General features: G+C 40.1%; 16 protein-coding genes, 2 rRNA genes and 1 other annotated feature (1 of these 19 cut by a window edge). Of the genes, 15 read left to right on the top strand and 3 right to left on the bottom strand.

Going from position 1 to position 20,905, the window contains the following annotated elements:
* From srlE to guaB, 13 genes are all read left to right on the top strand, one after another.
* A complete protein-coding gene (gene srlE / locus IGK03_RS13390; RefSeq protein ID WP_002355982.1) occupies positions 1–996 on the top strand; it encodes a PTS glucitol/sorbitol transporter subunit IIB in 996 nt (331 codons plus the stop codon).
* Positions 997–1,020: 24 nt separating this feature from the next.
* Entirely contained in the window at positions 1,021–1,377 is a 357-nt protein-coding gene (locus IGK03_RS13385) for a PTS glucitol/sorbitol transporter subunit IIA (protein ID WP_002355981.1), read from the top strand.
* Positions 1,378–1,404: 27 nt separating this feature from the next.
* The gene (locus tag IGK03_RS13380) at positions 1,405–2,082 is read left to right on the top strand and encodes a fructose-6-phosphate aldolase (RefSeq protein ID WP_002355980.1); all 678 of its coding nucleotides are present in this window, start codon (positions 1,405–1,407) and stop codon (positions 2,080–2,082) included.
* Between the two features lie 202 nt (positions 2,083–2,284).
* A complete protein-coding gene (locus IGK03_RS13375; RefSeq protein WP_104662270.1) occupies positions 2,285–4,057 on the top strand; it encodes an oleate hydratase in 1,773 nt (590 codons plus the stop codon).
* A gap of 410 nt (positions 4,058–4,467) precedes the next feature.
* Positions 4,468–5,454 (top strand): DUF3114 domain-containing protein, encoded by a 987-nt coding sequence (locus IGK03_RS13370; RefSeq protein WP_061100813.1) that lies wholly within the window; start codon positions 4,468–4,470, stop codon positions 5,452–5,454.
* Positions 5,455–5,701: 247 nt separating this feature from the next.
* The gene (gene rsmG, locus IGK03_RS13365) at positions 5,702–6,418 is read left to right on the top strand and encodes a 16S rRNA (guanine(527)-N(7))-methyltransferase RsmG (RefSeq protein ID WP_002355977.1); all 717 of its coding nucleotides are present in this window, start codon (positions 5,702–5,704) and stop codon (positions 6,416–6,418) included.
* Positions 6,419–6,433: 15 nt separating this feature from the next.
* Positions 6,434–7,195 carry a ParA family protein gene (locus IGK03_RS13360; protein ID WP_002355976.1) on the top strand — a complete coding sequence of 254 codons (762 nt, stop codon included), beginning with the start codon at positions 6,434–6,436 and terminating at the stop codon, positions 7,193–7,195.
* Positions 7,188–8,078, top strand: a complete 891-nt coding sequence (locus tag IGK03_RS13355) for a ParB/RepB/Spo0J family partition protein (RefSeq protein WP_002355975.1) — start codon at positions 7,188–7,190, stop codon at positions 8,076–8,078. Before IGK03_RS13360 ends, IGK03_RS13355 begins: the two co-directional genes overlap by 8 nt.
* Positions 8,079–8,195: 117 nt before the next feature.
* The gene (locus tag IGK03_RS13350) at positions 8,196–8,381 is read left to right on the top strand and encodes a DUF951 domain-containing protein (protein WP_002355974.1); all 186 of its coding nucleotides are present in this window, start codon (positions 8,196–8,198) and stop codon (positions 8,379–8,381) included.
* Between the two features lie 56 nt (positions 8,382–8,437).
* Positions 8,438–9,553 carry a redox-regulated ATPase YchF gene (gene ychF / locus IGK03_RS13345; protein ID WP_430602389.1) on the top strand — a complete coding sequence of 372 codons (1,116 nt, stop codon included), beginning with the start codon at positions 8,438–8,440 and terminating at the stop codon, positions 9,551–9,553.
* A gap of 112 nt (positions 9,554–9,665) precedes the next feature.
* Positions 9,666–10,355: a DUF1129 domain-containing protein gene (locus IGK03_RS13340; RefSeq protein ID WP_002363563.1), complete on the top strand. Its 690-nt coding sequence runs from the start codon at positions 9,666–9,668 to the stop codon at positions 10,353–10,355.
* 166 nt (positions 10,356–10,521) lie between these two features.
* Positions 10,522–12,204 carry a 6-pyruvoyl-tetrahydropterin synthase-related protein gene (locus tag IGK03_RS13335; protein WP_202334934.1) on the top strand — a complete coding sequence of 561 codons (1,683 nt, stop codon included), beginning with the start codon at positions 10,522–10,524 and terminating at the stop codon, positions 12,202–12,204.
* 157 nt (positions 12,205–12,361) lie between these two features.
* On the top strand, positions 12,362–13,843 hold the full coding sequence (guaB, locus tag IGK03_RS13330) for an IMP dehydrogenase (RefSeq protein ID WP_002355966.1): 1,482 nt from the start codon (positions 12,362–12,364) through the stop codon (positions 13,841–13,843).
* A 211-nt stretch (positions 13,844–14,054) separates the two neighbouring features.
* Here guaB and serS read toward each other — a convergent pair whose 3' ends face one another.
* The 3 genes from serS to IGK03_RS13315 all read right to left on the bottom strand — a co-directional run bounded on the left by serS (position 14,055) and on the right by IGK03_RS13315 (position 17,521).
* Positions 14,055–15,326, bottom strand: coding sequence for a serine--tRNA ligase (gene serS / locus IGK03_RS13325; RefSeq protein ID WP_002355965.1), 1,272 nt, complete (start codon positions 15,324–15,326; stop codon positions 14,055–14,057).
* 87 nt (positions 15,327–15,413) lie between these two features.
* Positions 15,414–15,620 (bottom strand) — a binding site (T-box leader).
* Positions 15,621–15,660: 40 nt separating this feature from the next.
* The gene (locus IGK03_RS13320; RefSeq protein WP_002363566.1) at positions 15,661–16,842 is read right to left on the bottom strand and encodes a sensor histidine kinase; all 1,182 of its coding nucleotides are present in this window, start codon (positions 16,840–16,842) and stop codon (positions 15,661–15,663) included.
* On the bottom strand, positions 16,832–17,521 hold the full coding sequence (locus IGK03_RS13315) for a response regulator transcription factor (protein ID WP_002355963.1): 690 nt from the start codon (positions 17,519–17,521) through the stop codon (positions 16,832–16,834). Before IGK03_RS13315 ends, IGK03_RS13320 begins: the two co-directional genes overlap by 11 nt.
* Before the next feature lie 667 nt (positions 17,522–18,188).
* Between IGK03_RS13315 and IGK03_RS13310 the strand changes: the two genes are divergently transcribed.
* Positions 18,189–19,749 (top strand): 16S ribosomal RNA (locus IGK03_RS13310).
* 226 nt (positions 19,750–19,975) lie between these two features.
* Positions 19,976–20,905, top strand: a 23S ribosomal RNA gene (locus IGK03_RS13305); it runs 1,983 nt beyond the window's last position.
* The 16S and 23S rRNA genes sit together here, the layout of an rRNA operon.

The following is a 20,905-nucleotide window of genomic DNA, read 5'->3' as shown; positions in this document are numbered from 1 at the left end:
ATGACGTACAATAGTATTAAGGTAGTTAAAGGAAATGGCGGTTATGGTGGGCCCTTAGTAATTACACCGACAGAAGAAAAACATAAATTTATTTACATTACAGGTGGCGGCGAGAAACCCGCAATCGTTGATAAAATCGTAGAATTGACAGGAATGGAAGCGGTCAATGGTTTTAAGACATCGATTCCAGATGATGAAATCGCATTAGCCATTATTGATTGTGGAGGCACTCTTCGTTGCGGGATTTATCCTAAAAAAGGAATTCCTACTATTAACGTTGTTCCAACTGGCAAAAGTGGTCCCTTAGCACAATACATTAATGAGACAATTTATGTTTCCGCTGTAGGCCCGAAACAGATTACATTGACATCAGAAGAAGCTGCTGCTGATACAGAAAAGCCCACCTCGAAAAAAACAGAATTTAAATATGATACAAGTAAAAAAATTACTGAACAAAAAGCGGAACAACAAAGTTTTGTTGCGAAAATTGGTATGGGTGCAGGAAAAGTTGTAGCGACATTCAACCAATCAGCCCGTGAAGGCGTACAAACGATGATCAACACAGTGATTCCGTTTATGGCATTTGTTTCTTTATTAATTGGTGTGATTCAAGGTTCAGGAATTGGTGAATTTTTTGCCAATATCATGGCGCCGTTGGCAGGAAACATTGTGGGGTTAACAATTATTGGTTTTATTTGTTCTCTGCCGTTTCTTTCTCCTCTATTAGGTCCTGGAGCAGTAATCAGCCAAGTAATTGGTACGTTAATTGGTGTGGAAATTGGGAAAGGCAACATTCCGCCACAACTAGCTCTACCAGCATTGTTTGCTATTAATACACAAAACGCGTGTGACTTTATTCCCGTGGGTTTAGGCTTGGAAGAAGCTGAAGCTGAAACCGTTGAAGTCGGGGTCCCTTCTGTTTTATATTCTCGTTTCTTAAATGGTGCCCCTCGAGTACTAGTTGCTTGGTTAGCAAGTTTTGGATTGTATAGTTAAAAAATTTTTTTTGGAGGATGGGAAATGTCAGTATTTACAACAAAGGTTCAGTCTATTGGGCCAGAAGCCGAATTATTTAAAGAAGAAAAAATGGTCATCTTATTTGGAAAAGATGCACCAGATGCTTTAGCAGATTATTGTTATAACATTGAGGTTCAGCCAGTCACAGAAGCGATTACGGACAAGCAAACGTTAGTGATTGATGAACAAACTTACCAGATTACCGCTGTAGGCGAGGTAGTATTAACTAATTTAGACACATTGGGTCACATTACTATTAAATTTGATGGCGCAACAACACCTGAATTACCAGGTACATTATATGTTGAAGAAAAAGCTATTCCTGAAATAACTGTTGGTACAACAATCACTATTCTATAATTATCGTTTAAGGGAGGAACGTAAAAGATGGAATTTATGCTAGATACAATTAATCTTGAGGCTATTCGAAAGTATCAGAAAATTTTACCACTGGCAGGCGTAACGTCTAATCCTAGTATTGTTAAGCAAGCAGGAAAAATTGACTTCTTTGCGCAGATGAAAGAAATCAAAAAAACGATTGGACAAGCGAGTTTGCACGTCCAAGTGGTCGGTCAAACGACAGAAGAGATGCTAGAAGATGCCCAAACCATTGTACAACAATTAGGCCAAGAAACATTCATTAAAATCCCAGTCAATGAAGCAGGCTTGGCAGCCATCAAACAACTAAAGCAGGCAAATTATCGGATAACAGCAACCGCTATTTATACAGAATTTCAAGGTTATCTAGCGATTGCGGCAGGTGCAGATTATTTAGCGCCGTATTATAATAGGATGGAGAATTTAACAATTGATTCTCAAAAGGTTATTGAGCATTTAGCTGCAGAAATTAAACGGACGAACGCAAAGAGTAAGATCTTAGCTGCTAGTTTTAAAAACGTGGCACAAATTAATCAAGCCTGTCAAATGGGGGCGCAAGCGGTCACTATCGCACCAGAACTCGTGACACAAGGCTTGGCAATGCCCGCCATTCAAAAAGCAGTAACTGATTTTCAGGAAGATTGGGTTGCTGTTTTTGGAGTAGAAACGGTAAACGAATTAGCATAAAAAGAACGAGAAGAAAAAGCGGCCATTTTTCTTCTCGTTCTTTTTTTTTGTTTCACATGAAACATCTACGTTTATTCACTTGCTTAAAAATTAGACAATTTTCTTTATTTGTCAAAGAATTTCTTAAAAAAAAGGGTTATCTTTTGGGTATTTTTTTTGGTAGCAGTATGATGAGGGTATCAAATGATAGGAGGAAACGAGAATGAGATACACAAATGGAAATTATGAAGCATTTGCTCGACCAAGAAAACCAAAAGGCGTAGATGACAAGAGTGCCTACATTGTTGGTGGTGGCCTAGCAGGTTTAGCAACGGCTGTTTTCTTAATTCGTGACGGTCAAATGAAGGGCGAAAATATTCACATTTTTGAAGAACTCACGCTGTCTGGCGGTTCTTTAGATGGTAAATTTATTCCCCATGATGGCTTTGTCACTCGCGGCGGACGCGAAATGGAAAACCATTTCGAGTGTTTGTGGGATCTATTTCGTTCGGTACCATCATTAGAAGTAGAAGATGCCTCTGTCCTAGATGAGTTTTACCGGTTAGATTTAGATGATCCGAATTCTTCAAATTGCCGCATTATTCATAACCGTGGCGAACGTGTCCCCGATGATGGACAATTTACTTTATCCAAAAAAGCACAAAAAGAAATCGTTGATTTATTTATGACTTCTGAAGATCAATTAATTGGCAAAAAAATTGAAGATGTTTTCGGCGAAGAATTTTTTGAATCCAACTTTTGGATCTATTGGTGTTCAATGTTTGCTTTTGAAAAATGGCACTCTGCCATTGAAATGCGCCGCTACATCATGCGCTTTATCCACCACATCAAAGGTTTGCCTGACTTTACAGCCTTGAAGTTTACCAAATACAATCAATACGAATCGTTAGTGAAACCATTACTAAGCTTTTTAACCAATCAAGGGGTAGACTTTCAATATGAAACAACGATCAATGATATCCAAGTCGACATCAAAGGAGCTACTAAAGTTGCTCGGCGATTATTGTTGACACAAGCGGGCAAAACCAAAGAAATTCCTTTAACTGAAAATGAATTAGTCTTCGTAACGAATGGCTCAATTACTGAAAGTTCGACGCAAGGAGATCATCATACACCAGCACCAATTACTCATGAACTAGGGGGAAGTTGGAATCTCTGGAAAAACTTAGCAAAACAATCCCCAGAATTTGGGCACCCAGAAGTTTTCTGTGAAAATTTACCAGATGAAAGTTGGTTTGTCTCAGCAACGATTACGTGGGAAAATTTCGATATTGAACCGTATCTTTCTCGGTTAACACATCGTAAATTACGCACAGGAAAAATTGTCACAGGTGGTATTATTACTATCAAAGACTCTAATTGGATGATGAGTTTCGCTATGCATAGACAACCGCATTTCAAAGAACAAAATGATCAACAATCTATAACTTGGGTATATGGATTACTTTCTAATAAACCAGGAAATTATATCAAAAAACCAATCGAACAATGTACCGGCCAAGAAATTACGCAAGAGTTACTTTATCATTTAGGGGTCCCGGAAGGGGAAATTGAACGTATTTCAGAAGAATCGGCTACCACTATTCCGGTTTATATGCCGTTTATCACTTCTTACTTTATGTTAAGAGAACCAGGCGATCGACCATTAGTTGTACCAAACGGCTCTAAAAATCTTGCTTTCATTGGGAACTTCGCAGATACTGAACGAGATACGGTGTTTACAACAGAGTATTCTGTACGGACAGCGATGGAAGCTGTTTATCAATTGCTAGAGGTTGAACGCGGAGTACCAGAAGTGTTTGCTTCTGCATACGACTTGCGCGTCTTAGCAAACTCTGTTTATTATTTATCTGACAAGAAAAAATTAACAGAAATGGATATGCCGTTCGTGGAACGCAAAATGGTTGAACACTTTGTGAAGAAATTTGAGGATACGTATATTGGTGATATTTTAAGAGAAAATCATTTAATTTAGTTGAAAAAGCGAGTGTAAATCACTCGCTTTTTTGGTTGTTTTATTAACCGTTGAATAAATATTCATTATTATGTATATTTCTTTTATGATTTTATGAATATTAAATATATAATATATTGAATAGGAGTAGCCAGTGGGCAACTTCGCAAAAAAATCTTAATTTCTGAAGAGACTTTTTCAAAATTTTGTTGAAAAGAAGGCGCATTTTTACCATAGTTTCTTCACATTTAACGGCTATTATTTAAACATACCCGATAAACAAAACCCTAACAAAACACTTTTTCATTTTTTAACTCCTCCGCCCGCCCTTCCCCAAAGGGCGGGTTGTTTTTTTGCGTTAAAGCAGTTGGCATTTTGCGGGGAAAGGATTATCATTATAGAAGAAGTATATAGAAAAAGGCGGCGAGAAGATGGGACGTTGGCAAGAATTACAACAAGCAATGAGTGCTGGTGTAGAGGCGGCGATTGACGCTGGCTGGGACCGCCAAGCTGTTTATGGATTAGTGGAAAGCGCCATAAAAGACACGCGTTTCTTGCCACTTGAGCAAGCGAAAACAGCAGTCGCGGAACTGTTTTCTGAAGTGGAAGAAGTGGGCTCTTCAGCGTATGAGCGATTATTTCGCTTTTCGGCTTATCGTCCGCAAGAAAAGCTCTCGTTACTGTTATGGCAATTAGGTGCAGTGTTGGATCAGCATGGCATGTTGCAATTAGTAGGGCCTTATCGTTTCTCGAAGACGATTGCACCGCATGCGACGTTTTGGCATTTGTTGGCAAAAACAGTTCAAAAAGCCTATCCGTTAGGTCTTCTTGGGAGCTTTAACCAAGAGAAAGCGAAAAAGATACATCAATTAAGAATGTATATTGATCGTCAAAATATCACGTATATCCGCGATTTTTTTAAACAAGAAGGGGACACCGATGAACAGGCATTAAAACGCTATGTTTTTGCGGCCAAGCCGCAAGGGATGGGCGGGCGGAAGCTGAAAAAAAGCTCTGCTCGTTTGCACAACAAATACCCTGAGGGGGCATCTTATTCTTTAATTAATAAGAAACGATTGACGCCTAATTTTCACAGTGAGTTTATTTTGAATGAAGAAGGGACCTTTGTAACCCAGTGGGATGTGTTAGTTGAAGACTGGCGAGGCAGATTAATTAGTAATCCAGCCTATTATCAAGCGGCCAAAAACAGTGAATATCAGGAAAAAGTCTTGAATGGTGAATCGTTTAATTATGCAAATCGGAATAATCGTACCCATGAATTACTAGATAGTTCACCACCAGGGAGATTTGATCATCAATTACGAAAAACAGCCAAAAAAGGTTGGTTAAGTCCCCGTATCCAAGAATACGACTACCGCAGAGAACGACAAATAAAGTGCGATGATTATAGTAAGTAAAACAAGCCAATGTTTCACATGAAACATTGGCTTGTTTTACTCTTAGAGAAAGGCGGTTTTCGTTGCCGCCAATTGAACATTTTGGCTCGTGGCTAGAGACTTTTTACCACATAAAAAGGCGGATTTTTCTTTTATCATTCAGGCAAAAATCTTCCGAAAAGCATTGCAAGAAATTGCTATTTGCGTTAAAGTAGGAAAAGATGATTGTGAAACATTTTTCTGTTTCACAAAAAAGGAAGGAGTCTTTATGCTACCCGAAGAATTTAGACAACTATTAGCCGCAAAAGGCATTGAATTGACAGACCAACAGATGACACAATTTGACCAATATTTCCATTTACTAGTAGAATGGAATGAAAAAATGAATTTAACAGCCATTACAGAAGAAAAAGAAGTTTATTTGAAACATTTCTATGATTCTGTTTCGTTGGCATTCTTTGAAGACTTTGCCAGCGATAAAGCCATTTGTGATGTTGGCGCAGGCGCAGGATTTCCAAGTATTCCTTTGAAAATTGTTTTTCCTTCATTAAATGTCACAATTGTTGACTCTTTAAATAAACGAATTACTTTCCTAACAGAGTTGGTGAATCAACTAGGTTTGGCTAATGTTTCTTTGTATCATGATCGTGCAGAAACATTTGGTCAAAAAGCAGAATTTCGTGGCGCGTTTGATTACGTTACAGCGCGAGCAGTTGCACGATTAAATGTTTTAAGTGAACTGTGTTTACCCTTAGTTAAAAAAGAAGGCTATTTTTTAGCCTTAAAAGCATCGAAAAGTGAAGAAGAAATTAATGAAGCAAAACCTGCAATCGCTACATTAGGCGGTCAATTTCAGAAAGAAGTTGGTTTTACTTTGCCGATTACGGCAGACGAACGCCACATTGTCGTGATTCAAAAGAAAAAAGAAACCCCTAAAAAATATCCCAGAAAACCTGGATTACCAAATAAACAACCGATTAAATAAGATGGAGGCACACACATGACACGAATTATTTCTGTAGCGAACCAAAAAGGCGGCGTTGGTAAAACAACGACCACTGTAAATTTAGGCGCATGTTTAGCAAACTTAGGCAAAAAAGTCTTACTGATCGACATTGATGCACAAGGAAATGCTACCAGTGGCATGGGTGTCCCTAAACCAGATGTCGCACACGATGTGTATGATGTCCTTGTAAATGAAGAACCAATCACTAGCGTGGTTCAACATACCAGCCGTGAAAATTTAGATATTGTCCCTGCAACTATTCAATTAGCAGGCGCTGAAATTGAATTAACTTCAATGATGGCTCGAGAATCGCGCTTGAAATTAGCAATTGATGAAGTAAGAGACATGTATGATTTCGTTTTAATTGATTGCCCGCCTTCTCTAGGGCATTTAACAATCAATGCTTTTACAGCAAGTGATTCGATTCTAATTCCTGTTCAATGTGAATATTACGCATTAGAAGGCTTGAGTCAATTGCTAAATACGATTCGCTTGGTTCAAAAACATTTTAACCCTGAATTGAAAATTGAAGGGGTCTTGTTAACCATGTACGATGCTCGGACCAATTTAGGCGCCGAAGTCGTGGAAGAAGTCCGTAAATATTTCCGTGAAAAAGTCTATGACACGATTATTCCAAGAAATGTCCGTTTATCCGAAGCACCAAGTCATGGTTTACCAATCATTGACTATGATATTCGCTCAAAAGGTGCCGAAGTGTATCAAGCACTAGCAAAGGAAGTGTTGGAGAATGAATAAAGGCAAAGGTTTAGGCAGAGGCATCGATGCCTTGTTTCAAGATATCGCAAAGCTAGAAGATGTCGACGTTAAGAACGAACAAGTGACAGAAATTCTATTAAACGAACTTCGTCCCAATCCTTACCAACCGCGGAAAACATTTGATGAAACCTCTTTACAAGAACTTGCAAACTCGATTCTACATTCCGGTGTGTTTCAACCGATTATTGTTCGTAAATCGGCAGTTAAAGGCTATGAAATTATTGCAGGTGAGCGTCGGTTCCGGGCTTCTAAATTAGCCGGCAAAGAAAAAATCCCCGCAATTATTCGCGAATTTGATGAAGAATCCATGATGCAAGTTGCTGTTTTGGAAAACTTACAAAGGGAAGATTTAAATCCGCTAGAAGAAGCAGAAGCCTATGAAATGCTAATGAAAAATTTGAAATTAACACAAGCGGAAGTCGCAGAACGTTTGGGCAAAAGTCGCCCGTATATTGCCAATTATTTACGATTGCTAACCTTACCAGATGCGGTCAAAGCAATGGTTCAAAAACAAAGCATGTCAATGGGTCAAGCACGGACGTTATTAGGCTTGAAGAACAAAGAACAGCTATTGCCATTAGCTAATCGTTGTATTAAAGACAATTTAACGGTTCGACAATTAGAACAACTTGTCGCTGAATTAAACGAAACACAAGGCAAAAAGGGCAAAAAAGCGAAAAAAGCCATCAAAGAAAAACCCATTTATATTCGTGAAAGTGAAGACCGCTTAATGGATAAATTTGGGACAACCGTAGCGATTCAAGAAAAAGAAGGCAAAGGAAAAATTGAAATTGAGTACTTGTCCTCTTCGGATTTGGCTAGAATTTTAGATATTTTAGATATTCATTTTGACGAGGAATAAAAAGCAAAGTGAGAAAGTAAGACAGAAAGTCACAAATCCTTTTGCTAGTTTCGTTAAAAAATGGTATTGTAATCATGGTATTTTTATATAAGTAAGAGAAGAAAGAAGGCTTGGAACATGTATGATTTAGGCGATATTGTCGAAATGAAAAAGCCGCATGCTTGCCAAGCAAATCGTTGGCAAATCATTCGCATGGGCGCTGATATCAAAATCAAGTGCACGAATTGCGGGCATATTGTCATGATGCCGCGTCGTGATTTTACTAAAAAATTAAAAAAAGTAATCGAGAAAAAAGCAGACTAATGCTTTAATGCCTCTAATAGAAAAGAGAATAGACTGAGAGAAAGAGTGGAAAACAAATGGCACTAACAGCTGGAATTGTCGGCTTACCAAACGTTGGTAAATCGACCCTATTTAACGCAATTACAAAAGCAGGAGCAGAAGCTGCAAATTATCCCTTTGCAACGATTGATCCGAACGTCGGCATGGTTGAAGTACCAGATGCCCGTTTACAACGCTTGACAGAACTAGTAAAACCGAAAAAAACAGTTCCCACAACGTTTGAATTTACAGACATCGCTGGAATTGTTAAAGGTGCCAGCAAAGGAGAAGGGCTGGGAAATCAGTTTTTAAGTCACATTCGTCAAGTAGATGCAATCTGTCACGTGGTTCGTTGTTTTGATGACGAAAATATCATGCGTGAACAAAATCGAGATGCGGATTTCGTTGATCCTTTAGCAGACATTGATACAATTAATTTAGAGCTAATTTTAGCAGATTTAGATTCAATCAATAAGCGCTATACTCGCGTGGCTAAAATGGCGAAAGCAAAAAATAAAGAAGCGGTGGAAGAATTAGCTGTTTTAGACAAAATTAAACCAGTTTTAGAAGAAGGTTTATCTGCTCGTACGATTGAATTTACGCCAGAAGAAGAGAAAATTGTTAAATCTCTTTTCTTATTAACCACAAAGCCGGTCCTTTATGTAGCAAATGTTTCAGAAGATGAAGTGGCGGATCCAGACAACAACGAGTATGTACAACAAGTTCGTAATTTTGCAACCAGTGAAAATGCGGAAGTAATCGTGGTTAGTGCGCGAGCAGAAGAAGAAATTGCTGAATTGGATTCTGAAGAAGACAAGGCTGAATTTTTAGAAGCAATGGGCATTGAACAATCTGGCTTAGATCAATTGATTCGTGCAGCGTACGATTTGTTAGGCTTAGCTACCTACTTTACAGCTGGTGAACAAGAAGTTCGTGCGTGGACGTTCCGTAAGGGAATCAAGGCACCTCAAGCAGCTGGGATTATCCACAGTGACTTTGAACGAGGCTTCATTCGTGCGGAAACTGTTTCTTATGAAGACCTAGATAAATATGGCAATATGCAAGCTGCCAAAGAAGCGGGCCGTGTTCGTTTAGAAGGAAAAGACTACGTCGTTCAAGATGGCGATGTTATGTTGTTCCGTTTTAACGTTTAAGAAAAGACCCATGCCCAACAAGCAATTTGTTTTGGGCTAAGCCCACATATTTAAGGCCATTCAGCCGTTTAGAAAGAGGTTCCCTCTACATGAGGGTGAGGAGGATACAACTATGGAAGCAGAAGCATTACGAGCAATCGTGGCTGAGAATCGTCAATTAGAACAGAATTTGACTAAAAGAAATGAACAATACATTTTTGACTTAAAAAAATCATTAAAAGCGGCTAATTTATCTGAAGAAGAGCTAGCATTGGCTCTACACGGTATTTTACCAGAATTAGTAGCCGGTCAAAAAACAGGCAAAACAGCCCGTCAGTTATTTGGCACTGTTTCAGAACGGACGGAAGCGATTTTAAATAAACCAGCAGAAGTCAAAGAACCAGCGGGCTGGATGATTTGGCTCGACAATACCTTACTATTACTTGGTTTATTAACAATCATGTTAGCGGCGATGTCTCTATTTTCAAAAGGAACCGCACAGCCTCTCGGATTAACCACATATATCTTAGGTGCGATGGCTGGGGGTTATGTTTTCTATCTAATGCACAAATATGTTTACCGTTTTGATCGTCAAGGTGGCGACAAAAGCAAACGTCCTGGTTGGTTAAAAACGACCGCCATTCTATTTGGTGGGATGTTCTTGTGGATTGCAGTTTTCGCCGGTTCAGCGATGCTGCCACCAGTGATCAATCCCATCTTAGATCCGATGATTGCTTTAGTAATCGGTGCGTTAGCCTTTGTAGCACGCTATTTCTTCAAGAAAAAATACAATATTCAAGGTAGTTTCATGACACGTCAATAAACGGCGCGCGCTCAATTGTGAATGCGCTCGGCTGACGCAGAAACTGCAACAAGCAAAGTCGCTCTCTCAATAGAGCGTTTTAACAGTTAAAGCCTGGGGGATTAGTCGAAAAAACTAGTGTCCTAGGCTTCTGTTTTCAGAAGTTTGCTAAAGAAAGGAGCCTCTTATGGGACAACAAGTGAAGTCTTGGTGCCGTCAACACGAGCGGCTACTCATTTTTATTAGTTTTCTCTTATTAAGTGGACTTTCTCTCTATTTTGTCTATTTTCAAGAGAATTTTTTACGAGCAAGTGATTTCCGCTTTCATCAAAATCGGGTGGAAGGTCTCGCATTAGCAATTAAAAACAACGACTGGTTTCCTAAAATCAATTATTTTTTCTTGGGAGGCTATGGCTATGCCTCTAGTTTGTTTTATCCAGATGCGTATCTTTATTTACCTGCGCTTTTGCGTGTTCTGGGGCTTTCCTTTGTCGCTAGTATGGCGATTTTTGTGTTTGCGGTAAACTTGGCAACATTTAGCCTTACTTATTATGCAGGCCGATTAATGGCGCTCTCTAAAAAAAGAAGCTATCTCTTTGCCATTTTGTATGGCTTATCTATTTACCGCATGCAAGACTTGTTTAATCGCCAAGCGTTAGGAGAATTTTTGGCGCTAAGCTTTTTTCCGTTGGTCTTAGCGAGCCTGTTTTTATTACGAAAGGGAACCACGAAATGTTGGCCGTTGTTAACGCTGGCGATGACTGGGATTGGGTTGGCTCACTTTATTTCTATTGAAATGGTTTCTATTTGGATTGGGTTATACATTCTGTTTTATTGGCAGCAGTTTTTTAAAAAGGAGGTCCTGTGGGCATTAGCGAAGGCTGCAGGTCTGACATTGCTTTGGCTGGCCTTTTATCTTTTACCAGTTGCTGAACAAATGAAAAATCAAGTGTTTAAAGTTACGTCCAATCCACTCACTTATATTTCCGAAAGAAGTTATCCCATTGATTCTCTTTTCTTTAATAGTTTAAAGAGCAGTGTTTTTCACGCGAAAACAGCGAATCTAGGAACCCTTTTGTTTGTAGGGCTTGTTGTAGCAGTGGTTTCGCTTGCCAGCAAAAAAATTCAGGACAAACGGTTTATTGGTTTGACGCTGGTACTCTTATTGATGGTTACCAAGCTTTTTCCTTGGCACTGGCTGAACCACACGCCTTTAAATACGATTCAGTTTCCTTGGCGGTTTTTAGGGATTCTTTCTGTAATGCTCGCTTTTTTCATTGCACAAGACGAATGGGGCGTTTTCCGTAAATCTTGGACCGTGGCTTTGTTGGTTTTCCTTGCCATCAGCAATTTAGGCATTTATCAATATCAAAGTATTCAGTCACAACAAGGCCGCCTGTTAACAAAAGCTGAGTATGAGCAGCCAGCGCCTTTTTATATCGGTGCGGGCCATGAATATTTGCCAGATGAAATCAATTATCAGGAATTATTGAAACAGAAAAAACGACAACTTGATTATTCGGAAGAACAAGTAACCATTACAAACGTTAGAATGCCTTATGGGAAAATTTCATTTGACTACCAAGTGGTGAATCAATCAGCGAAGGTGACCGTTCCTTTTATTTATTACTTAGGCTATCAAGCCACGATTCAAATGAAAAACCAAACGGGCGCTAAAAAAATGAGCCTAACCAATCAAGGAGGCTTAGCCGCTCTTTCTTTATCTGGTACAGGACATGTCGACATCCGTTACCAAAGAACAAAAGTGCAAAAAATAGGGACAATGATTACCTTGCTTTCTGTTGGCGGTTTTGGATTTAGCCGATTTTTACAACAAAAAAAGAAACACAAGATAAAAGAACAACGATGAAAATAGGACTTTAATTAGGAAGAGTTGAATAAAGGACAAACCGATTTTGGCGTTTTGTCCTTTATTCCTCATTGATTATTTAAACAAATCTAGTTGACTTCCTTAGTATTATCTGTTATTTTCATATATAAAATTAAGTTGAGGAGTGGACAAAAAAATGTCAAATTGGGAAACAAAATTTGCGAAAAAAGGTCTTACATTTGATGATGTGCTATTAATCCCTGCAGAAAGCCATGTCTTACCAAATGATGTAGACATGAGTGTACAATTAGCTAAAAATATCAAGTTAAATATTCCATTGATGAGTGCCAGTATGGATACTGTTACAGATAGTAATATGGCAATTGCGATGGCTCGTCAAGGTGGACTAGGTGTCGTACATAAAAATATGACTGTCGCCCAACAAGCAGACGAAGTACGTAAAGTCAAACGTTCTGAAAGCGGCGTTATCATTGATCCATTCTTTCTAACACCAACAAACTTAGTAGCGGATGCAGAAGAATTAATGAGTCGTTACCGTATTAGCGGTGTGCCAATTGTAGAAACAATGGAAAACCGTAAATTAGTCGGAATTATTACAAACCGTGATATGCGTTTTGTAACGGACTACCAAATCAAAATTGAAGAAGTCATGACAAAAGATCATTTAGTCACTGCGCCAGTAGGCACATCTTTAAAAGATGCAGAAAAAATCTTACAAAAACATAAAATCGAAAAATTACCAATCGTTGATGAAGCAGGTCGCTTAAGTGGCTTAATTACAATTAAAGACATTGAAAAAGTGATTGAATTCCCAAATGCTGCCAAAGACGAACATGGTCGTTTACTTGTAGCGGCAGCAGTCGGTGTCACTAGTGATACGTTCGAACGTGCGGAAGCATTATTAGAAGCAGGTGCCGATGCGATTGTTATCGATACTGCACATGGCCATAGTGCCGGCGTTATTCGCAAAATTAAAGAAATTCGTGAAACGTTCCCTGAAGCAACATTAATTGCTGGTAATGTTGCCACTGCTGAAGCAACCAAAGCATTGTATGATGTCGGCGTTGACGTTGTCAAAGTTGGTATTGGACCTGGTTCAATTTGTACAACACGTGTCGTTGCTGGTGTTGGTGTTCCTCAATTAACAGCGATTTATGATGCTGCTTCTGTAGCTAGAGAATATGGTAAAGCAATTATCGCTGATGGCGGTATTAAATATTCTGGTGATATCGTGAAAGCCTTAGCTGCTGGTGGCCATGCTGTAATGCTAGGAAGTATGTTAGCAGGTACAGATGAATCTCCAGGCGAATTTGAAATTTATCAAGGCCGTCGTTTCAAAACTTACCGTGGCATGGGCTCATTGGGTGCAATGGAAAAAGGATCAAGTGATCGTTACTTCCAAGGAAGTGTCAATGAAGCAAACAAATTAGTGCCAGAAGGAATCGAAGGACGTGTCGCCTACAAAGGAAGCGTTTCTGATATTGTCTTCCAATTAATCGGTGGCTTGAAATCAGGGATGGGTTACGTCGGTGCAGCAGACCTGAAAGCGTTGCGTGAAGAAGCACAATTTGTTCAAATGAGTGGTAACGGATTGAAAGAATCACATCCACATGACGTTCAAATCACAAAAGAAGCACCAAACTATTCTGTTCAATAAAATAAAAGCTGATTTTTTTAAAATTTAAAAGAGGCAGACGTCATTTCGACGTCTGCCTCTTTTTCTGTAGAATGAAGGAGTTGCTTCTGTTTCCGCCGTTTATCAATTTTTAAGCCTGTAACAAAAATCACTTTGGATTTTTGTTACAGGCTCCTTTTCCTATAGAATAAAAGCCGTTATCTGATATCAGACAACGACCTTCATCTTCCCTTTATTTAATAACTGTTAGGTTACCCATGTAAGGAACTAGGACTTCTGGTACAGTCACAGAGCCATCTTCGTTTTGGTAGTTTTCTAAAATAGCAGCGACTGTCCGTCCTACGGCTAAACCAGAACCGTTGAGTGTATGCGCATATTGGACTTTATCATTTTCATCACGGTAACGAATCATCGCACGGCGCGCTTGGAAATCTTCACAGTTTGAGCATGAACTGATTTCACGGTACGTTTCTTGAGCAGGAATCCAAACTTCCAAGTCATAAGTTTTCGCAGCTGAGAAGCCCATGTCACCTGTTGAAAGAGCCATGACACGGTAAGGTAATCCCAGTTTTTGCAGAATTTCTTCGGCATTATTCGTCATTTTTTCTAATTCCTCATAAGAATGCTCTGCATCACTAAATTTAACCATTTCGACTTTATTAAATTGGTGTAAACGAATTAACCCACGTGTGTCACGACCAGCGCTACCAGCTTCAGAACGGAAAGAAGGGCTCAAGGCCGTAAAGTAAATCGGTAAATCCTTGCCATCTAAAATTTCATTGTTGTAGTAATTAGTTAAAGGAACTTCCGCCGTTGGGATTAACGTTAAATCCGTATCTTGTAATTGGAAGACATCTTCTTTAAATTTAGGAAATTGGCCAGTTCCGAACATGGCGGTGTCATTAACGATATAAGGCGTAATCATTTCTGTATAGCCATGTTCATAAACATGTAAATCTAACATGAAGTTGTATAACGCACGTTCTAAGCGAGCACCTAAGCCTTTGTAATAAACAAAACGGCTACCAGCTACTTTGGCACCACGTTCAAAATCTAGAATGCCTAAGTTTTCAGCGACTTCCCAGTGTGGTTTTGGTTCAAAAGCAAAAGTTCTTGGTTCACTCCAACGACGTACTTCTACATTTTCTTCTTCACCAGCACCAACAGGCACAGAATCATCTGGCAAGTTCGGTAAAGTAGTTGTGATCCCACGTAGCTCTTCGTCAATAGCGTTAATTTCTGCATCTAATGCTTTAATATTGCCGCCGACTTCTTTCATTTCCGCGATTTTAGCCGTTGCATCTTCTTTGTTCCGTTTTAATTGAGCAATTTCAGCAGACACATCATTCCGGTATTTTTTCATTTCTTCGACTTTGACTAATAAATCACGGCGACTTTCATCTAAACGCAGAAATTCCACTAAGATTTCTTCTTTCACGCCACGGGTTTGTAGCTTTGCTTTTACTTCGTCAAAATTTTGACGCATCATTTTTACATCTAACATATTTTTTCCTCCTTAAAATTAGTACATAATCAATAATAACTGTTGTAGAAAACAACAAAAAAGCCATCTCACCCCAAAAATAAATATTCTTGGGACGAAATGACTGGAAATCTCGCGGTACCACCCAAGTTCAGTAATGTTACTGCCCTTGATTTGCAGATAACGGCTGCAGACCGTTCCAACTTATTTCGCTGGACACCTGGAAGAGACGGACTTCTTTATAGATGAATGTTTGCTCGCACCCCCGCAAACTCTCTGGAATTCAGTGCCATAAATACTTTTTCTCTTAGTTTTCTCTTTTCTATAGAATACCGAAAAAGTTCAGGGATGTCAATTAACTCTCTGATTTCTTGTTGGTACGCTGTAAGGGTAGATGAATAATAAAGGAAGTCCACTTTTGATCAGACTTCGCATAAATATATCCACCATGTAAAGCAACAATACTTTGTGCAATAGCCAGACCTAAACCAGTTCCACCCGTTTCTTGTGATCGGGATTCTTCGACACGATAGAAGCGATCAAATAACTGATCTAAAGAATGTTTAGGAATAGCTGGTCCATCATTGCGAACAGCGATAATTGCTTCGGTGCCGACTTTGTCTACTTCCATCACAATATGATGGCCACCTTTGCCATATTTCAAAGCGTTTGAAAGAAGGTTGTTAAAGACTCGGACTAGTTTTTCCGTATCGCCTTCCATCATTAAAGAAGCTGGATTGGCTTTTACTTGGATTTGCATATTAATCTTTTTCGCTTCCAATTCAAAATCGGCAGCAAGCTGTTCAATTAATTGTGCCATATCAAAAGTCGTCGTATGAATCGGTACACTTGGTTGACGGACTTTTGTATATTCAAAAAGATCATCAACTAATAATTTCATTTGTTTCGCTTTGACGTAAGCGGTATGCGTATATTTCAGTAAATCTTCTTGGCTATGAAATTGACGATCTTCAATCAATCCCAGATAACCAATAATAGAAGTTAACGGTGTTCGAATATCATGACTGACATTCGTAATTAATTCATCTTTTGATTTTTCAATTCGCCGTTCATCTTCAATGGCTGCGACAGTACTATCCACTAGACCGTTAATACTCGTCACGACTTTTGCTAAATCACCACTTAATTCAAACGGAATGCGGTGATTGTAATTACCATCAGCGATGTAATGTAACTCACTGATAATATGACGCAATTGCATTTGATGGTAGCGACGAATTAAGCGCCAATAGAGAACAGCTGCATCTACTAAAAAGAAAATGGGTAAGACAAATTTATTCCAGCTCCAAAACAAATCAGTATTTAATTCTTTAGCGACCGCATCCTTAGTGGCCCAGATGACACCAGCTAAGGGCGAGTTTTCACTAAGTAGTTGTCCTAAAAGGAACATAATTGAGACATTTAATAGTAGTAATAAAACAATTGTCACAATTGCTTCTGCTAATAACTCGCTGATTTCTTTAGAAGTTAAGGTAATTCGTTTTTGTTTTTCAATCTTTTTAGGTTTAACGAGCATCGATCTTATATCCAACTCCCCACACTGTTTGAATGACTTTTTCTCCACCAGTTGCTTCTTCAATCTTATCTCTTAAATGACTGACGTGAACCATCACGGTTTTAGCAGAAACAATACTTTCTTGTTGCCACACACGCTCAAAAATTTCATCCGCACTAAACACACGATTTGGATGACTAGCTAATAGATAGAGGATACCAAACTCAAGAGCGGTTAATTGAATTTCTTTTCCTTCTATTGTTTTGACTTCGTGAGAGTCCTTATTAATCATTAATGGGCCGACTTCTAATTCATCGGGTTCTTCTTTGGTTAATTGCATTTGGCTTCTACGTAAAATAGACTTCACCCGAGCCATTACTTCTAAAGGATTAAAAGGCTTGGTGACATAATCGTCTGCACCAGCAACTAAGCCTTTGATTTTATCCATATCGGTTGTTTTTGCTGTTAACATAATAATTGGAATTTGCGATTCTTTTCGAAGTTCTTTCACTACTTCCATTCCATCCATGATTGGCATCATAATGTCCAAGATTAATAAATCGATATCTGGTGTTGTGTGCAATTTGGATAATGCTTCTTTTCCATCATAAGCTTTCACGACTTCGTATCCTTCATTATGAATATAAATACTCAATAGTTCTACAATTTCTTTATCATCATCTGCAACTAAAATTTTCATAAGCGTTCATTTCCTCCATATATAAAAAAATCTCTTTTCCATATTTTAACAAATAATTGCTAAAAAGGACAAAATCCTTGATATATTACGATAAATTTAGAAGATTTTGCTAAAAGTTAATAAACTATAGCCAAAAAAGGATGAAAGGGGGTAAAAAGCGAACGAAAATACCTATACCAATCATAATAATCGGTATTGAAAAAAAGTTTAAAAAAAGTGAAAATAATGATTGACCAATGCTTGAAATCTTGGTATATTATTACATGTCGCAAGGCGAGTCACACAGCTGAGCGATTCAGAAATCAATAATTAAATAACAATTCTTGATTTCAAATCTCTCGAAAAAAGTTTGAAAAAACAACAAAAAAGTTGTTGACAAATAACAAACGAGATGATAAGATATAGAAGTTGTCACAACAGACAACAACAACCGAGCAAAACAACTTGAAAGAACTTTTTTAAAAAAGTTCTTGACATTCAAACGAAAGTTTGTTATGATATAAAAGTTGCTGCGAGGTAACGTAGACCTTTGAAAACTGAACAAAGAATAGACGAACCAAATGTGTAGGGCGTCTTGATTCAATTCAAGACAACAAACATTTTTAACAAGCAAGCAATATGCTAGCAAACAAATTGAGCTTAACAATCGCAAGATTGTTCTAACTTTTATTATGAGAGTTTGATCCTGGCTCAGGACGAACGCTGGCGGCGTGCCTAATACATGCAAGTCGAACGCTTCTTTCCTCCCGAGTGCTTGCACTCAATTGGAAAGAGGAGTGGCGGACGGGTGAGTAACACGTGGGTAACCTACCCATCAGAGGGGGATAACACTTGGAAACAGGTGCTAATACCGCATAACAGTTTATGCCGCATGGCATAAGAGTGAAAGGCGCTTTCGGGTGTCGCTGATGGATGGACCCGCGGTGCATTAGCTAGTTGGTGAGGTAACGGCTCACCAAGGCCACGATGCATAGCCGACCTGAGAGGGTGATCGGCCACACTGGGACTGAGACACGGCCCAGACTCCTACGGGAGGCAGCAGTAGGGAATCTTCGGCAATGGACGAAAGTCTGACCGAGCAACGCCGCGTGAGTGAAGAAGGTTTTCGGATCGTAAAACTCTGTTGTTAGAGAAGAACAAGGACGTTAGTAACTGAACGTCCCCTGACGGTATCTAACCAGAAAGCCACGGCTAACTACGTGCCAGCAGCCGCGGTAATACGTAGGTGGCAAGCGTTGTCCGGATTTATTGGGCGTAAAGCGAGCGCAGGCGGTTTCTTAAGTCTGATGTGAAAGCCCCCGGCTCAACCGGGGAGGGTCATTGGAAACTGGGAGACTTGAGTGCAGAAGAGGAGAGTGGAATTCCATGTGTAGCGGTGAAATGCGTAGATATATGGAGGAACACCAGTGGCGAAGGCGGCTCTCTGGTCTGTAACTGACGCTGAGGCTCGAAAGCGTGGGGAGCAAACAGGATTAGATACCCTGGTAGTCCACGCCGTAAACGATGAGTGCTAAGTGTTGGAGGGTTTCCGCCCTTCAGTGCTGCAGCAAACGCATTAAGCACTCCGCCTGGGGAGTACGACCGCAAGGTTGAAACTCAAAGGAATTGACGGGGGCCCGCACAAGCGGTGGAGCATGTGGTTTAATTCGAAGCAACGCGAAGAACCTTACCAGGTCTTGACATCCTTTGACCACTCTAGAGATAGAGCTTTCCCTTCGGGGACAAAGTGACAGGTGGTGCATGGTTGTCGTCAGCTCGTGTCGTGAGATGTTGGGTTAAGTCCCGCAACGAGCGCAACCCTTATTGTTAGTTGCCATCATTTAGTTGGGCACTCTAGCGAGACTGCCGGTGACAAACCGGAGGAAGGTGGGGATGACGTCAAATCATCATGCCCCTTATGACCTGGGCTACACACGTGCTACAATGGGAAGTACAACGAGTCGCTAGACCGCGAGGTCATGCAAATCTCTTAAAGCTTCTCTCAGTTCGGATTGCAGGCTGCAACTCGCCTGCATGAAGCCGGAATCGCTAGTAATCGCGGATCAGCACGCCGCGGTGAATACGTTCCCGGGCCTTGTACACACCGCCCGTCACACCACGAGAGTTTGTAACACCCGAAGTCGGTGAGGTAACCTTTTTGGAGCCAGCCGCCTAAGGTGGGATAGATGATTGGGGTGAAGTCGTAACAAGGTAGCCGTATCGGAAGGTGCGGCTGGATCACCTCCTTTCTAAGGAATATTACGGAAATACACATTTCGTCTTTACTTTGTTCAGTTTTGAGAGGTCTACTCTCAAAACATTCGTTCATTGAAAACTGGATATTGAAGTAAAAAGAATCAAAACAAACCGAGAACACCGCGTTGAATGAGTTTTTTAATAAGTTCAATTGCTTATTTATTGATTAACCTTCTATCGCTAGAAGAAGTGATCAAGACCCAACCGTAAGGTTGATAAGGTTAAGTGAATAAGGGCGCACGGTGGATGCCTTGGCACTAGGAGCCGATGAAGGACGGGACTAACACCGATATGCTTTGGGGAGCTGTAAGTAAGCTATGATCCAGAGATTTCCGAATGGGGGAACCCAATATCTTTTATAGGATATTACTTTTCAGTGAATACATAGCTGATTAGAGGTAGACGCAGAGAACTGAAACATCTTAGTACCTGCAGGAAGAGAAAGAAAATTCGATTCCCTGAGTAGCGGCGAGCGAAACGGGAAGAGCCCAAACCAACAAGCTTGCTTGTTGGGGTTGTAGGACTCCAATATGGTAGTCTGTTAGTATAGTTGAAGGATTTGGAAAATTCCGCTAAAGAGGGTGAAAGCCCCGTAGACGAAATGCTAACAACACCTAGGAGGATCCTGAGTACGGCGGAACACGAGAAATTCCGTCGGAATCCGCGGGGACCATCCCGCAAGGCTAAATACTCCCTAGTGACCGATAGTGAACCAGTACCGTGAGGGAAAGGTGAAAAGCACCCCGGAAGGGGAGTGAAATAGATCCTGAAACCGTGTGCCTACAACAAGTCAAAGCTCGTTAATGAGTGATGGCGTGCCTTTTGTAGAATGAACCGGCGAGTTACGATTGCATGCGAGGTTAAGTCGAAGAGACGGAGCCGCAGCGAAAGCGAGTCTGAATAGGGCGAATGAGTATGTAGTCGTAGACCCGAAACCATGTGATCTACCCATGTCCAGGTTGAAGGTGCGGTAAAACGCACTGGAGGACCGAACCCACGTACGTTGAAAAGTGCGGGGATGAGGTGTGGGTAGCGGAGAAATTCCAAACGAACTTGGAGATAGCTGGTTCTCTCCGAAATAGCTTTAGGGCTAGCCTCGGAATTGAGAATGATGGAGGTAGAGCACTGTTTGGACTAGGGGCCCATCTC

The sequence above is a fragment of the Enterococcus sp. DIV2453a genome, from assembly GCF_050533535.1.
Lineage (GTDB): Bacteria > Bacillota > Bacilli > Lactobacillales > Enterococcaceae > Enterococcus > Enterococcus faecalis.
Note: the sequence above shows the minus strand (reverse complement) of the source record. Positions and strands in the feature narration are given on the sequence as shown.

What these genes read in the sequence shown, in the direction of transcription:
- guaB (WP_002355966.1), top strand. Translation starts at nt 12,362, where the DNA reads ATGTCAAATTGGGAAACAAAATTTGCGAAAAAAGGTCTTACATTTGAT.
- IGK03_RS13380 (WP_002355980.1), top strand. Translation starts at nt 1,405, where the DNA reads ATGGAATTTATGCTAGATACAATTAATCTTGAGGCTATTCGAAAGTAT.
- IGK03_RS13355 (WP_002355975.1), top strand. Translation starts at nt 7,188, where the DNA reads ATGAATAAAGGCAAAGGTTTAGGCAGAGGCATCGATGCCTTGTTTCAA.
- IGK03_RS13360 (WP_002355976.1), top strand. Translation starts at nt 6,434, where the DNA reads ATGACACGAATTATTTCTGTAGCGAACCAAAAAGGCGGCGTTGGTAAA.
- IGK03_RS13375 (WP_104662270.1), top strand. Translation starts at nt 2,285, where the DNA reads ATGAGATACACAAATGGAAATTATGAAGCATTTGCTCGACCAAGAAAA.
- IGK03_RS13315 (WP_002355963.1), bottom strand. Translation starts at nt 17,521, where the DNA reads ATGAAAATTTTAGTTGCAGATGATGATAAAGAAATTGTAGAACTATTG.
- srlE (WP_002355982.1), top strand. Translation starts at nt 1, where the DNA reads ATGACGTACAATAGTATTAAGGTAGTTAAAGGAAATGGCGGTTATGGT.
- IGK03_RS13370 (WP_061100813.1), top strand. Translation starts at nt 4,468, where the DNA reads ATGGGACGTTGGCAAGAATTACAACAAGCAATGAGTGCTGGTGTAGAG.
- IGK03_RS13320 (WP_002363566.1), bottom strand. Translation starts at nt 16,842, where the DNA reads ATGCTCGTTAAACCTAAAAAGATTGAAAAACAAAAACGAATTACCTTA.
- IGK03_RS13335 (WP_202334934.1), top strand. Translation starts at nt 10,522, where the DNA reads ATGGGACAACAAGTGAAGTCTTGGTGCCGTCAACACGAGCGGCTACTC.
- IGK03_RS13340 (WP_002363563.1), top strand. Translation starts at nt 9,666, where the DNA reads ATGGAAGCAGAAGCATTACGAGCAATCGTGGCTGAGAATCGTCAATTA.
- serS (WP_002355965.1), bottom strand. Translation starts at nt 15,326, where the DNA reads ATGTTAGATGTAAAAATGATGCGTCAAAATTTTGACGAAGTAAAAGCA.
- ychF (WP_430602389.1), top strand. Translation starts at nt 8,438, where the DNA reads ATGGCACTAACAGCTGGAATTGTCGGCTTACCAAACGTTGGTAAATCG.
- rsmG (WP_002355977.1), top strand. Translation starts at nt 5,702, where the DNA reads ATGCTACCCGAAGAATTTAGACAACTATTAGCCGCAAAAGGCATTGAA.
- IGK03_RS13385 (WP_002355981.1), top strand. Translation starts at nt 1,021, where the DNA reads ATGTCAGTATTTACAACAAAGGTTCAGTCTATTGGGCCAGAAGCCGAA.
- IGK03_RS13350 (WP_002355974.1), top strand. Translation starts at nt 8,196, where the DNA reads ATGTATGATTTAGGCGATATTGTCGAAATGAAAAAGCCGCATGCTTGC.